The 13,293-nt window shown below is 60.7% G+C and carries 11 protein-coding genes and 2 tRNA genes; 12 read left to right on the top strand and 1 reads right to left on the bottom strand.

Features of this window, described 5'->3' with window-relative positions; translation table 11 throughout:
• Positions 1-118: 118 nt before the first annotated feature.
• The 4 genes from OKC43_RS16460 (at position 119) to OKC43_RS16445 (ending at position 3,317) form a co-directional block, all read left to right on the top strand.
• Positions 119-520 (top strand): CidA/LrgA family protein, encoded by a 402-nt coding sequence (locus tag OKC43_RS16460; protein WP_040069042.1) that lies wholly within the window; start codon positions 119-121, stop codon positions 518-520.
• Positions 513-1,202, top strand: coding sequence for an LrgB family protein (locus OKC43_RS16455; RefSeq protein WP_041210813.1), 690 nt, complete (start codon positions 513-515; stop codon positions 1,200-1,202). The genes OKC43_RS16460 and OKC43_RS16455 overlap by 8 nt, the downstream gene beginning before the upstream one ends.
• Before the next feature lie 74 nt (positions 1,203-1,276).
• Positions 1,277-2,176 (top strand): hypothetical protein, encoded by a 900-nt coding sequence (locus OKC43_RS16450; RefSeq protein ID WP_236272312.1) that lies wholly within the window; start codon positions 1,277-1,279, stop codon positions 2,174-2,176.
• A gap of 277 nt (positions 2,177-2,453) precedes the next feature.
• Positions 2,454-3,317 (top strand): patatin-like phospholipase family protein, encoded by an 864-nt coding sequence (locus tag OKC43_RS16445; RefSeq protein WP_236272313.1) that lies wholly within the window; start codon positions 2,454-2,456, stop codon positions 3,315-3,317.
• 90 nt (positions 3,318-3,407) lie between these two features.
• Here the strand turns inward: OKC43_RS16445 and mutS are convergent, their stop codons facing one another.
• Positions 3,408-5,999, bottom strand: a complete 2,592-nt coding sequence (mutS, locus tag OKC43_RS16440) for a DNA mismatch repair protein MutS (RefSeq protein ID WP_409010830.1) — start codon at positions 5,997-5,999, stop codon at positions 3,408-3,410.
• A 250-nt stretch (positions 6,000-6,249) separates the two neighbouring features.
• Here mutS and pncC point away from each other — a divergent pair, with 250 nt between their 5' ends.
• From pncC to OKC43_RS16400, 8 genes are all read left to right on the top strand, one after another.
• On the top strand, positions 6,250-6,741 hold the full coding sequence (gene pncC, locus OKC43_RS16435) for a nicotinamide-nucleotide amidase (RefSeq protein WP_236272314.1): 492 nt from the start codon (positions 6,250-6,252) through the stop codon (positions 6,739-6,741).
• Positions 6,742-6,821: 80 nt separating this feature from the next.
• Complete coding sequence (gene recA, locus OKC43_RS16430) at positions 6,822-7,886, top strand: recombinase RecA (RefSeq protein WP_040068994.1); 1,065 nt, start codon at positions 6,822-6,824, stop codon at positions 7,884-7,886.
• 44 nt (positions 7,887-7,930) lie between these two features.
• The gene (locus tag OKC43_RS16425; protein WP_236272320.1) at positions 7,931-8,440 is read left to right on the top strand and encodes a regulatory protein RecX; all 510 of its coding nucleotides are present in this window, start codon (positions 7,931-7,933) and stop codon (positions 8,438-8,440) included.
• Between the two features lie 295 nt (positions 8,441-8,735).
• Positions 8,736-11,360, top strand: a complete 2,625-nt coding sequence (gene alaS, locus OKC43_RS16420) for an alanine--tRNA ligase (protein ID WP_005336056.1) — start codon at positions 8,736-8,738, stop codon at positions 11,358-11,360.
• Between the two features lie 16 nt (positions 11,361-11,376).
• Positions 11,377-12,615, top strand: coding sequence for an aspartate kinase (locus tag OKC43_RS16415; RefSeq protein WP_005336054.1), 1,239 nt, complete (start codon positions 11,377-11,379; stop codon positions 12,613-12,615).
• 103 nt (positions 12,616-12,718) lie between these two features.
• A complete protein-coding gene (csrA, locus tag OKC43_RS16410; RefSeq protein WP_005336053.1) occupies positions 12,719-12,907 on the top strand; it encodes a carbon storage regulator CsrA in 189 nt (62 codons plus the stop codon).
• A gap of 213 nt (positions 12,908-13,120) precedes the next feature.
• Positions 13,121-13,213: transfer RNA gene (locus OKC43_RS16405), tRNA-Ser, on the top strand.
• A 3-nt stretch (positions 13,214-13,216) separates the two neighbouring features.
• Positions 13,217-13,293, top strand: a tRNA-Arg gene (locus OKC43_RS16400).

The following is a 13,293-nucleotide window of genomic DNA, read 5'->3' as shown; positions in this document are numbered from 1 at the left end:
TGTTGGCGGGTGCGGGATGAAGTATGCCTGTGCGGCATAAATTCGATAATTTTAATTCATTTCTGGCAGGTTTTGCTCAACTCTATACTGTGAGCCGGTTCACAGAAAGACGATGATCATGAAAGCCCTCTGCTTGCGCTGGTTACAGACTCCCTTCCAGATTGTGTTGCTGGCAGCCATCTGGCTGCTGGCCGATACCGCGGTGCGTACCCTCCATCTGCCGCTGCCCGCCAACCTCACCGGCATGCTGTTGCTGCTGGCCTGTATCCTGCTCGGGGTAGTTAAGGCCGAGTGGTTCAGCGCGGGTGCGCGCTGGTTGCTGGCCGAGATGCTGCTCTTCTTCGTGCCCGCTGTGGTGGCGGTGGTCAACTATCAGGATCTGCTGTTGCAGGAGGGGTGGCGCATCATGGTGGTGCTGCTGGTGAGCACCACGCTGGTACTCGGCACCACGGCGCTAGTGGTGGACCGGGTCTACCGCCTCGAACTGAAACTGGCCCGCCGGAGTCGCCGTCATGTCTGATACCCTGCTCGGGCTGATCTGTTTTGCCCTTACCCTGCTCTTCTACTACGCCAGCAAATGGCTCTACGGCAAAAAGCGCATCCTGCCGCTGATGCCGCTGCTGCTGGCGCCGACCCTGCTGGTGGCGGTAGTGCTGCTGTTCCACATCCCCTATCAAGATTACATGGCCGAATCCCACTGGCTGCTCTGGCTGCTGGGCCCCGCCACCGTCGCCTTCGCGGTGCCGGTCTACGAGAACCGCCAGCTCATTCGTCGCCACTGGTTGTCGCTGTCGGTAGGGGTGGTCGCCTCGGTCATCATGGCGGTGGGTAGTACCGTGCTGCTGGCTCGCTGGCTGGATCTCTCCGACATGTTGCAACGCAGTCTGGCGATGCGATCCATCACTACGCCGTTCGCGGTGGAGGCGACCCGCGCCATCGGTGGTCAGAGCGATCTCACCGCGCTGTTTGTGGTGCTGACCGGGGTGATTGGTATGGCGGTGGGGGAGAGCGTGCTGACCGTGCTGGCCATTCGCAGTCGTCTCGGCAAGGGGGCGGGGTTTGGTGCCTCGGCCCACGGCGCTGGTACTGCCAAGGCTTATCAGATGGGTAATGAGGAGGGAGTGGTCTCCAGCATGGTGATGATGATTGCCGGTATGGTGACCGTGCTGCTGGCGCCCCTGCTGGGCCGGATGTTCTGGTAGGCCGGGTTTCCCTTTAGAAGGCTGCTCGCCCCGGCGCTACACTCTAGTGAGCGTGTGTTTCCGGGATGAGCAGTATGACCTTTCATCGCCTCGCTTCCTGCTTGCTGCTGTGCAGTCTTTCCCTCCTTGCCACTCCCCTAAGGGCGAGCGACGTCATCACTCATATCAGCCCCGAGAGCGATCGGGACTTGCGTACCCTCTATTTTCGCGATCTGTTGCAGCTGGCGCTGGAGAAGACCCGCGATAGCTTCGGTGACTACGAGCTGCGAACCGCGCCACCGATGAACCGTATCCGGATGCGACAGATTGTGCAGACTCAGCAATACCCCAATCTGTTTGTGGCCGACAGTCTGCGCCCGGCCGCAGAGAGCGGAGCGCTGGATTACGTCCGTTTTCCGGTGGAGCTGGGCATCCTCGGTTATCGCATCTGCTTTGTCAGTCCGCAGCAGGTCGACGCGGTGGCAAGGGTCAATACTCTGACCGAGCTGCAGCAATTTCTGCACGGGCAGGGGCGTGGCTGGCAGGATGCGGAGATCCTGCGTCATGGGGGATTCAAGGTGCAGGAGATCGATGGTTACGAGCGGCTGTTCAAATTGGTGGCGCGCGGTCGCATCGATCTGTTTTGCCGCGGGGCCAACGAGCTCTTTATCGAGCAGGAGCAGCACAGTGATCTGCCCGGCCTCACCGTGGATCGGCGAGTGGCGCTGCACTATCCCTTCCTCCACCTCTTCTACACCCACAAGGATAATCAGGCCGCCATCCGCCGCCTCTCGGTCGGGCTCAAGCTGGCGTGGCGGGATGGCTCGCTGCAACAGCTCTGGCTGCGCCACTTCAAACCTTCCCTCGAGCAGGCGCAGCTCCCCAGGCGCCTGTTGTTCGAGTTGGCCAATCCGCGCCTTGATAAGGTGGATTTTGATTATCGGGCCTACCACTACAACCCCGTCGACGGGACGTTCGGGCCTGGGCTGCCTTGATCCTGATGGTGCTGTTACCGGATAAAGGGCCGTCTCTGCCGATGTGCTTAAGCATGCCAAAAAGGCATGTTTTTTATTATTTAAATTCATTTTTTGAAGGTTGGCGCGCTGCATATACTGGGGGTCGCTTCACGGTTCAGGTTTGCTCCTGCCCGCTTCTGGCTTGTGCGAGTGAGCCTGAATCGTCCTGCTGCGGCGTCTTGATGTTCTGCATGAAGGCGTCCATCACTGGGCCGGGATCGATCCCGGCAGGTATTACAGCTGACGGAGCCTTGTTATGTTTAATCCCCACTCTTGTGCCCTGATTGTCGAAGGGGGCGCGATGCGCGGCATCTTTGCCAGCGGCGTGCTCGATGCGTTTGTCGAAAGTCACCACTACCCGTTCGATTTCGTCATGGGCGTCTCGGCCGGTGCCACCAATCTGGTCTCCTACCTGAGCGAGCAGCCGCGCCGCAGTCACCACATCATCACCGAGCTGGCTTGCAGCTCTCGGTTTCTCGATCCCCTGCGTTTCGTCAAAGGAGGTGATCTGGTGGACATCGGCTGGCTATGGCAGGCCAGTCGCCATCGCTTCCCGCTGGATCTCGAGACCTTCTGCGCCCGCGATATTCCCTTTTACGCGGTGGCGACCGATGTGGCGAGCGGCAAGGCCATCTATCTGCCGGTGCGGCCCGACAACATGGATGAGGTGCTGACCGCTACCTGCGCCCTGCCGGTGGTGCAGCACGACACCCCCTGCGTCGATGGTCGCCCCATGGCCGATGGCGGGATCAGCGATTCGATCCCGGTGATAGAGGCCTATCGGCGCGGGGCGCGGCGGATGACGGTGGTGCTGTCGGAACCCTGGGGATATCGCAAGAAGCCGGCCCGTTTCTGCTGGATGGTCAAAGCCTTGCTGAAAACCCAGCCAGCGCTGGCGCAAGCCATGCTGGAACGGGATCGCGCCTACAACCGGGCGCTCGATTTCATTGCCAATCCCCCTGCCGATTGCGACATCGAGGTGATCGCGCCACCGGCCGATTTCATGGTCTCCCGTTTTACCCAGGATCCGGTCAAGCTGGAGTCCGGTTATCTGCAGGGTTACTGGCAGGGGCGTCAGAGTCTGTTGCGGGCCCTTGGAGAGGTGCGGGCGGTGGCCTGACTGGTTTGCCGGGTGCTGAATGTGATGCGTTGAACATAAAAAGGGGAACCTCGCGGTTCCCCTTTTGCATGCTTGTGCGGCAGTCGCTGGTTACAGCATCTGCTTGAGGCGATAGAGCAGGTCGAGGGCCTGACGGGGGGTCAATTCGTCCGGGCGCACTGCTTCCAGCTCTTCCACCACCGGATGGCTCTGGGGGGCCATGGCCACCGGAGCCGGGCGGCTTTCACCGGCGGCGACCAGAGTGGCGTTCTCCAGCTCATGCAGCTTGTGGCGGGCCTGCTGGATCACCGATTTCGGCACCCCTGCCAACGCTGCCACTTGCAGACCGTAGGAGCGGCTGGCCGCCCCTTCCTGCACCGCGTGCATAAAGGCGATGGTGTCGCCGTGCTCCACCGCATCGAGGTGGACGTTGGCCAGCCCGCTCATCAGCTCCGGCAAGCGGGTCAGCTCGAAGTAGTGGGTGGCAAACAGGGTGTAGGCGCCAATCTTGCTCGCCAGCTGTTCGGCACAGGCCCACGCCAGCGAGAGGCCGTCGTAGGTGCTGGTGCCGCGGCCAATCTCGTCCATCAACACCAGACTGCGGGCGGTGGCGTTGTTGAGGATGTTGGCGGTCTCGGTCATCTCCACCATAAAGGTGGAGCGGCCGGAAGCGAGATCGTCTGACGCTCCGATGCGGGTGAAGATGCGGTCGATGGGGCCGATGCGGGCGCTGTCGGCGGGGACGAAGGCGCCGATATGGGCCAGCAGCACGATCAGCGCGGTCTGGCGCATGTAGGTCGATTTACCGCCCATGTTGGGGCCTGTGATGATCAGCATCCGCCGCTCCCGCTCCAGCCGGATCGGGTTGGCGATAAAGGGGTCTGTCATCACCTGCTCAACCACCGGATGGCGGCCCGCCTCGATGATGATCTGATCTTCGTCGATGAGGGTCGGGCAGCGGTAGTCGAGGGTCTCGGCCCGCTCGGCCAGATTGGCCAGCACGTCCAGCTCCGCCAGTGCGGCGGCGGAATCCTGCAGATCGCCGAGGTGGGGCAGCAGGGCGTCGAGCAGCTCTTCGTAGAGCCGTTTCTCCAGCGCCAGCGCCTGGGACTGGGCGGTGAGTACCTTGTCCTCGTACTTTTTCAGCTCATCGATGATGTAGCGTTCGTTGTTCTTGAGGGTCTGGCGGCGGATGTAGTGGGCCGGCACCAGATGGCTGTTGGCGCGGCTCACCTCGATATAGAAGCCGTGCACCTTGTTGTAACCCACCTTGAGGGTGTTGATGCCGGTCAGCAGCTTCTCCCGCTCTTCGATGCGGGCGAGGCTGGCGGTGGCGCCGTTGGCGAGATCCCGCAGCTCGTCCAGCTCCTGATTGAAGCCGTCACGGATCACGCCACCATCGCGGATCAGCACCGGCGGCACTTCCATCACCGCGCGCTCCAGCAGGTCGAGCAGCTCGGGGAAGGTGCTGGCCCGCTCGGCCAGTTGTTGCACCGCTTCGTGCTCGTTGTCCGCCAGCAGGCGCTGCAACTCTGGCAACTGGGCGAAGGCCTGACGCAGGCGGGTGAGGTCGCGCGGGCGGGCCGAGCGCAGGGCGAGACGGGCCAGCACTCGCTCCACATCACCCACCTGACGCAGCAGGTTGCCCAGCTCGTCGTAGAGGTTCTGCTCGATAAGCGTATGGATGGTGCTCTGGCGACCTTTCAGGATCACCCGATCGCGGATCGGCTGGTGGATCCAGCGCTTGAGCAGGCGGCTGCCCATGGGGGTGGCGGTGCGATCCAGCACCTCGGCCAGGGTATTTTCATAGCCGCCGGACAGATTCTGGGTCAGCTCCAGATTGCGGCGGGTGGCGGCATCCATGATGACCGCGTGATCCGGCTGCTCGAGGCGCACGCTGCGAATGTGGGGCAGGGCGGTGCGCTGGGTATCTTTGACGTACTGCATCAGACAACCAGCGGCGCACAGGGCGGTCTCGCTCTTGTCGACGCCAAATCCCACCAGATCCTGGGTGCCGAACTGCTGGCAGAGCAGCTTGCGGGCGGTGCCCAGCTCAAACTCCCACTCCGGGCGGCGACGCAGGCCGCGGCGACCCTCGATATGGTGCAGGAATTCGAACGATTCCGGGTAGAGCAGCTCCGCCGGATTGGTGCGCTGCAGCTCAGCCAGCAAGGTCTCTTCTTTCTCGAACTGGTTGATGAAGAAGCGGCCGGAGCCGATGTCCATTGTGCCATAGCCGAAGCGGCGGCCATCGTGATAGACGGCGGCGATCAGGTTGTCTTGGCGCTCGCTGAGCAGCGCCTCGTCGGAGACGGTGCCCGGGGTGATGATGCGAATGACCTTGCGCTCCACCGGCCCCTTGCTGGTGGCGGGATCCCCCACCTGCTCGCAGATGGCGGCCGACTCGCCGAGCTGTACCAGTTTGGCCAGATAGCCCTCGATAGCGTGATAAGGTACCCCCGCCATCGGGATGGGGCTGCCCGCCGACTGGCCGCGTTTGGTCAAGGAGATATCGAGCAGTTGGGAGGCCTTGCGGGCATCGTCATAGAACAGCTCGTAGAAGTCGCCCATCCGGTAGAACAGCAGGATCTCCGGGTTCTCGGCCTTGAGGCCAAGGTACTGCTGCATCATGGGCGTGTGGGCGCTCAGATTGGCGCCGGGAGCGGAGCTTGTGGCGCCGCTGGCTTGGTGTTGTGCGGTCATGTTCTGTTCCAGAAGGGGCCTCTGCGGGCCAGTGTCTGCGGTGATGAGCCTTGAGCTTGATGGCGCCATTCTACACATAAGCGCTGCGACGGGGGAGCGGGTGTTCCGGGCGCGGTTGTTCTGCACTATTGAAGGCATGACACCGATGCGGCACCTCACATTGCGGCAGGCAAGGGGGGTCTGCCGTGGTTGCGGGCGGCGCTAGCGGGATCGCATAATGTGCCTCTTGTGCGGATCAGAAGGAGTCGTGATGAAACTGGATGCAGAGATAGAGCACCTTGCCATCGAGCTGGGACGGGCCCTTGGCCAGCGGGGCTGGCTGGCGGCGACCGCCGAATCCTGTACCGGCGGCGGGGTGGCCAGCGCCATCACCGACATCGCGGGCAGCTCCGACTGGTTCGATCGCGGATTTGTCACCTACACCAACGAGGCCAAGCAGCAGATGTTGGGGGTGAGCAGCGAGAGCCTGGATCAGCACGGTGCAGTGAGCGAGGCGGTGGTGCTGGAGATGGCCCGCGGCGCGCTGGCGCACTCGTCTGCCTCCATCAGCGTTGCTATCAGTGGCATCGCCGGCCCCGGCGGCGCCACCGAGGGCAAGCCAGTCGGCACCGTCTGGTTCGCCTGGGCCGACCGCAACGGCCGTCACCACTCCCTGCTCGCCCGCTTCGACGGGGATCGCCGACAGGTACGCCAGCAGGCGGTGAGACAGGCCTTGTCGGGTCTGTTGGCTCTGCTCAGATAAATTGGGCTTGATACTGTATGAATAGACAGTATACTTAGCCCAACTTCACTTCTTACTCACGATTTCCAGCGGAGATTGGCATGGATCAGAACAAACAGAAGGCACTGGCGGCTGCGCTGGGTCAGATTGAAAAGCAGTTCGGCAAAGGTTCCATCATGCGTCTGGGCGACAGCAAGACCATGGATATCGAAGCCATCTCTACCGGTTCCCTCTCGCTGGACGTGGCGCTGGGCATTGGCGGTCTGCCGTGTGGCCGTATCGTCGAAATCTACGGCCCGGAATCTTCCGGTAAAACCACGCTGACCCTGCAGGTGATCGCGGAAGCCCAGAAGAAAGGTAAGACCTGTGCCTTCGTCGATGCGGAGCACGCGCTGGATCCTATTTATGCTGCCAAGCTGGGCGTCAACGTCGACGACCTGCTGATCTCCCAGCCGGATACCGGTGAACAGGCGCTGGAGATCTGCGACATGCTGGTTCGCTCCAATGCGGTTGACGTTATCATCGTCGACTCCGTGGCGGCCCTGACGCCGAAAGCGGAAATCGAAGGGGAGATGGGTGACTCCCACGTTGGTCTGCAGGCCCGTCTGATGTCCCAGGCGCTGCGCAAGCTGACTGCCAACATCAAGAACGCCAACTGCCTGTGCATCTTCATCAACCAGATCCGGATGAAGATCGGCGTCATGTTCGGTAGCCCGGAGACCACTACCGGTGGTAACGCGCTCAAGTTCTATGCCTCCGTGCGTCTGGATATCCGTCGTATCGGCGCCATCAAGGAAGGCGACGAAGTGGTCGGTAACGAGACCCGCGTCAAAGTGGTCAAGAACAAGGTGGCCCCGCCCTTCAAGCAGGCTGAATTCCAGATCTTCTACGGCGCCGGTATCTCCAAAGAGGGCGAGCTGGTGGATCTCGGTGTCAAGCACAAGCTGATCGACAAGGCCGGTGCCTGGTACAGCTACAACGGTGAGAAGATCGGTCAGGGCAAGGCCAACGTCATGAAGCTGTTCGCCGAGAACAAGGTGATGGCTGGTGAAGTGGAGGCTCGTCTGCGCGAGCTGCTGCTCTCCGGTGCCGTACCTGTCGATGACAAGGCTGCACCGGTTGAGGCAGAAGAGTTCGATGCCGAAAGCGAACAAGAGTTCGAATAAGGAACAAAGGAAGGCCGGGTAGATACCCGGCCTTGTTATTTATGATGGTTGATGAATCCGTTACCGAACCGGTCGAGCCTGCCGAACCGACCTTTGCAGAGCAGCTTACCGCCGCCCGCGCCTTTGCCATGCGCAGCCTGGCCCGCCGCGAGAGTGCCGAGTCAGAGCTGGCCAACCGGCTGCGCCAGCAGGGCTTCAATGAAGAGGTGATCGAGGCGGTGGTCGACTACTGCCGCGGTTACAACTGGGTCAATGACGAGCGTTACGGCGGTATGGCAGTACGGGCCGGTGCCGCCAAGGGGCATGGCCCGCTCAAGATCCGTTTCGAGCTGCGTCGCAAGGGGCTGGACGATGGCCAGATCGATGCCGCCTTCGAGCAACCCGAGCTGGACTGGTTCGAGCTTGCCTTCGAACTGCTGGAGCGACGGGCAAAAATTGCCGATCTGGCCGATTTCAAGCTGCGGATGAAGTGGCTCAAATATCTGCTGGGGCGCGGCTTTACCCAGGATCAGGCCCGTTATGCCATCTCGGCCCTGCAGGAGCGGGAGGAGTAACGCCACTGCGTGGCAACAGTCGTTTTACCTATCCTTGTGGCAGGTTTTTCCTGCCAGCTCAGTAGGTTGCGAGCGCAATCCCGAAAAAGCCGCCTTTTGTTCATCTCATCCCTCTTTATGCGCTGCTTTTTTGCCTCTCGACAGTGGAAAAAGCCACTGTAGGCGGTGCCGCTCTTTTCTGGCCCGTTTATGTGCGCTTTTTCGCCCGTGGCGGCCCTGTCCGTTTTACTTTACCCCGCAGAAAACTTACATTAATGCGGTTAAAAGTCCGTATTCGAATCAAGCAGGATTTTCCATGTATATGTCCACGTCAGAGATTCGCGCTGCGTTTCTCGAGTATTTCCGTTCCCAGGGGCACCAGGTTGTCTCCTCCAGCTCGCTGGTACCGCATAACGACCCGACCCTGTTGTTTACCAACGCGGGTATGAACCAGTTCAAGGACGTGTTCCTTGGCGCAGACAAGCGTGCCTACAATCGCGCGACGACTTCCCAGCGTTGCGTGCGTGCCGGTGGTAAGCACAACGATCTGGAAAACGTCGGCTATACCGCTCGTCACCACACCTTCTTTGAAATGCTGGGCAACTTCAGTTTCGGTGACTACTTCAAGCAGGATGCCATCAAGTTTGCATGGGGCTTCCTGACCGAGGTGCTGCAGCTGCCGAAAGATCGCCTGCTGGTGACCGTCTACGCGACTGACGATGAAGCTTTCGATATCTGGGAAAAAGAGGTTGGTGTCCCGGCCGATCGCATCGTGCGCATCGGTGACAACAAGGGTGCCCCTTACGCTTCCGACAACTTCTGGGCGATGGGCGATACCGGCCCGTGCGGTCCCTGCACCGAGATCTTCTATGACCACGGCGATCACATCTGGGGTGGCCGTCCCGGCTCACCGGAAGAGGATGGCGACCGTTTCATCGAGATCTGGAACGTGGTGTTCATGCAGTTCAACCGTCAGGCTGACGGCACCATGGAGCCGCTGCCGCGTCCGTCCGTGGATACTGGCATGGGTCTGGAGCGTATCTCCGCCATCATGCAGGGTGTCCACTCCAACTACGAAATCGACATCTTCCAGGCGCTGATCAAGAAAGCGGCCGAGATTGTCGGCACCACCGATCTGAGCAACCAGTCCCTGCGCGTCATCGCTGACCACATCCGCTCCTGCGCCTTCCTGGTGGCAGATGGCGTGATGCCGTCCAACGAAGGTCGTGGCTATGTGTTGCGTCGCATCATCCGCCGCGCCGTGCGTCACGGTCGCAAGCTGGGCGCGACCGATGTCTTCTTCTACAAACTGGCTGCCGAGCTGGCAGTGCAGATGAAGGATGTCGCTGCCGAGCTGATCGCCCAGCTGCCGCTGGTAGAGCGCGTGCTGCGCATCGAAGAGGAGCAGTTTGTCCGCACGCTGGATCGCGGTCTGCTGCTGCTGGAAGACGCTCTGGCCAACCTGGGTGATGCCAAGGTTATTCCGGGCGAAGTGGTGTTCAAGCTCTATGACACTTACGGCTTCCCGGCCGACCTGACTGCCGACGTGGTGCGCGAGCGCGAGATCGGCATCGACGAAGAGGGCTTCAAGGCCGAGATGGAGAAGCAGCGTGCTCGCGCCAAAGAAGCCTCCAGCTTCGGCGTGAACTACAACGAGATGCTCAAGCTCGACTTCGAGACCCCCTTCACCGGTTACAAGACCTTGACCGAGCGTACCCGCGTGGTCGGTATCTACAAGGGTGTGGAAGAGGTGAGCGGTCTTATCGCCGGTGACGAAGCGGTCATCGTGCTGGAAGAGACCCCCTTCTACGCCGAGTCCGGCGGCCAGATCGGCGATAGCGGTACCCTGAAAGTGGACGACGGCATCTTTGCCGTGACCGACACCCTGAAAGCGGGCAAGGCGATCATCCACAAGGGTTACATGGAGCTGGGCACCCTGGAGAAAGGGGCCGAGGTCGAGGCCGTGGTAGACGCTGACCGTCGTCAGGCCATCGCCCTGAACCACTCCGTGACTCACCTGCTGCACGCTGCCCTGCGTCAGGCACTGGGCGAGCATGTCACCCAGAAAGGTTCTCTGGTTGGGGCCGAGCGTATGCGCTTTGACTTCTCCCACTTCGAGGGGCTGACCATGGCGACCATTCGCCGGGTCGAGGAGCTGGTCAACAACCAGATCCGCGCCAACCACGAAATCACCACCCAGCTGATGGATCTGGAAGCGGCCAAGTCCGCCGGTGCCATGGCGCTGTTTGGTGAGAAATATGAAGACGACGTGCGTGTCGTGCGCATGGGCGACTACTCCACCGAGCTGTGCGGCGGTACTCACGCCAAGCGCACCGGTGATATCGGCTTCTTCAAGATCATCGCCGAGAGCGGTATCGCAGCTGGCGTGCGCCGTATCGAAGCGGTGACCGGCAAAGCGGCCATCGACTTCATGCATCAGGTTGGCGAGCAGATCGAAGAGGCTGCTGCACTGGTGAAAGGTGATCAGTTCTGCATCGCCGACAAGGTTCGCCAGATGCTGGACAAGGCCAAGATGATGGAGCGCGAGCTGGAGCAGCTCAAGGCCAAGCTGGCCGCTCAGGCGGGTAACGACCTGCTGGGTCAGGTGATCGAGATCAACGGTCAGAAGGTGCTGGTTGCAGCGCTGGAAGGGGCCGATCCGAAATCCCTGCGCGGCATGCTGGACGAGCTGAAGAACCAGATGAAGTCCGGTGTCGTACTGCTGGCCACCTGTGCCGATGGCAAGGTCAACCTGATCGCCGGCGTCACCAACGACCTGACCGGCAAGGTCAAGGCCGGTGAACTGGTCAATCTGGTTGCCCAGCAGGTGGGTGGCAAGGGCGGTGGCCGTCCGGACATGGCACAGGCGGGTGGTACCCAGCCTGAGGCGGTGCCGGCAGCGCTGCAATCCGTTCACTCCTGGCTGGAAGAGCGCCTGTAATCGGGCGAGGTGATCTGTGGCACTCTATGTACAGAAGTACGGCGGCACCTCGGTCGGCACACTGGAGCGGATCGAGGCGGTAGCTGAGCGGGTCGAGCAGACCCGCGCCCAGGGACACGACGTGGTGGTGGTTGTCTCCGCCATGTCGGGCGAAACCAACCGGCTGCTGGGCATGGCCCAGCAACTGGATCCTGATGCCAACCGGCGGGAGATGGATGTACTGGTCTCCACCGGTGAGCAGGTCACCATAGCGCTGCTGGCGATCGCGTTGAACAAACGCGGTTGTCCTGCGGTCTCTATGACCGGTGATCAGGTACGGATTCACACCGATTCCGCCTATGGCAAGGCGCGCATCACCCACATCGACACCGAGCTGGTTCATGCCGAACTGGCTGCGGGTAAGGTGGTGGTGATCGCCGGTTTCCAGGGCCGTGACGAGCATAACGCCATCACGACGCTGGGCCGCGGCGGTTCGGATACCACGGCGGTTGCCGTGGCGGCGGCCATCAAGGCTGATGAGTGCCAGATCTTTACCGATGTGGATGGGGTATACACCACGGATCCGCGAATCGAGCCCAAGGCGCGTCGTCTCGACACCATCACCTTCGAGGAGATGCTGGAGATGGCAAGTCTCGGCGCCAAGGTGCTGCAGATCCGCTCGGTGGAGTTTGCGGGCAAGTACCGCGTCCCGCTGCGGGTGCTGTCGAGCTTTATCGATGGAGAGGGAACCTTAATCACATATGGAGGTGATAGGATGGAAGCTCCCTTGGTATCCGGGATCGCTTTTAACCGCAACGAGGCCAGCCTGACCATTCTGGGCGTGCCGGACAGACCAACCGTAGCTGCGCAGATCCTGAATCCGATCAGCGACGCCAACATTGATGTCGACATGATTGTGCAGAACACCCTGGGAGATGGCACCGCCGACTTCACCTTCACGGTGAATCGTGACGACTATCGCCGCGCCCGGGCTCTGTTGGAGGAGACCGCCACCGAACTTGGCGCCTCCTGCGTGCAGGGAAATGGCGAAATTGCCAAGGTTTCCATTGTCGGTGTCGGCATGTGGAACCATCCCGGTGTTGCGCGCACCATGTTCAAGGTATTGGGCGAGGAGGGGATCAACATGCAGTTGATCTCGACCTCTGAAATCAAAATCTCTGTGGTGATTGACGAGAAGTATCTGGAGCTGGCGGTGCGAGCCCTGCACGCGGCTTTCGGGTTGGATCAGGCACCGCAAGAGCAGCCCTTGGGCTAACAATCTCTGATTGATTTAGTTTCAACCATTTACCATATCGGTATCTTTGTTAGATAATGTCGCATATCGATATAAAAACAAAACAGGATACAGGAGCAAGCGAATGCTTATTTTGACTCGTCGTGTTGGGGAAACCCTGATGATTGGTGATGAAGTGACTGTCACCGTACTGGGCGTTAAAGGCAACCAGGTCCGTATCGGTGTTAACGCGCCGAAAGAGGTCTCCGTACACCGCGAAGAGATCTACCAGCGCATCCAGGCCGAGAAAGTTCCGGGCCAACCGGGCTTCTAAGCCACTTTCATGGCTGTAACAAGGCGACACCTCATGTGTCGCCTTTTGTTTTTCCGGCCCCCTGAAATCGCCCTGCAGGGCGCGAAACTGCGGGATAAGTGCCGATATTGTTTGAATATTCCACGCTTTGACCAAATGCTGAGCGAACGCACTTTTTTCTCCAAAAAAGTGTTTGACTAAAAATCCCTGTGAAGTATTATCAGCCCCGCAAACGGAGAGGTGGCCGAGAGGCTGAAGGCGCTCCCCTGCTAAGGGAGTATGCGGCTTATACCCGCATCGGGGGTTCGAATCCCCCCTTCTCCGCCATTTGCGCCCGTAGCTCAGCTGGATAGAGTACCTGGCTACGAACCAGGTGGTCAGAGGTTCGAATCCTCTCGGGCGCACCA

Origin of the sequence: Aeromonas sp. Y289-2 (assembly GCF_027705925.1) — a bacterium.
Classification (GTDB): domain Bacteria; phylum Pseudomonadota; class Gammaproteobacteria; order Enterobacterales; family Aeromonadaceae; genus Aeromonas; species Aeromonas veronii.
Note: the sequence above shows the minus strand (reverse complement) of the source record. Positions and strands in the feature narration are given on the sequence as shown.

Coding starts and splice junctions, on each gene's coding strand:
- OKC43_RS16460 (WP_040069042.1), top strand. CDS start 119: ATGAAAGCCCTCTGCTTGCGCTGGTTACAGACTCCCTTCCAGATTGTG.
- mutS (WP_409010830.1), bottom strand. CDS start 5,999: ATGACCGCACAACACCAAGCCAGCGGCGCCACAAGCTCCGCTCCCGGC.
- recA (WP_040068994.1), top strand. CDS start 6,822: ATGGATCAGAACAAACAGAAGGCACTGGCGGCTGCGCTGGGTCAGATT.
- OKC43_RS16445 (WP_236272313.1), top strand. CDS start 2,454: ATGTTTAATCCCCACTCTTGTGCCCTGATTGTCGAAGGGGGCGCGATG.
- OKC43_RS16450 (WP_236272312.1), top strand. CDS start 1,277: ATGACCTTTCATCGCCTCGCTTCCTGCTTGCTGCTGTGCAGTCTTTCC.
- OKC43_RS16425 (WP_236272320.1), top strand. CDS start 7,931: ATGGTTGATGAATCCGTTACCGAACCGGTCGAGCCTGCCGAACCGACC.
- pncC (WP_236272314.1), top strand. CDS start 6,250: ATGAAACTGGATGCAGAGATAGAGCACCTTGCCATCGAGCTGGGACGG.
- OKC43_RS16455 (WP_041210813.1), top strand. CDS start 513: ATGTCTGATACCCTGCTCGGGCTGATCTGTTTTGCCCTTACCCTGCTC.
- csrA (WP_005336053.1), top strand. CDS start 12,719: ATGCTTATTTTGACTCGTCGTGTTGGGGAAACCCTGATGATTGGTGAT.
- alaS (WP_005336056.1), top strand. CDS start 8,736: ATGTATATGTCCACGTCAGAGATTCGCGCTGCGTTTCTCGAGTATTTC.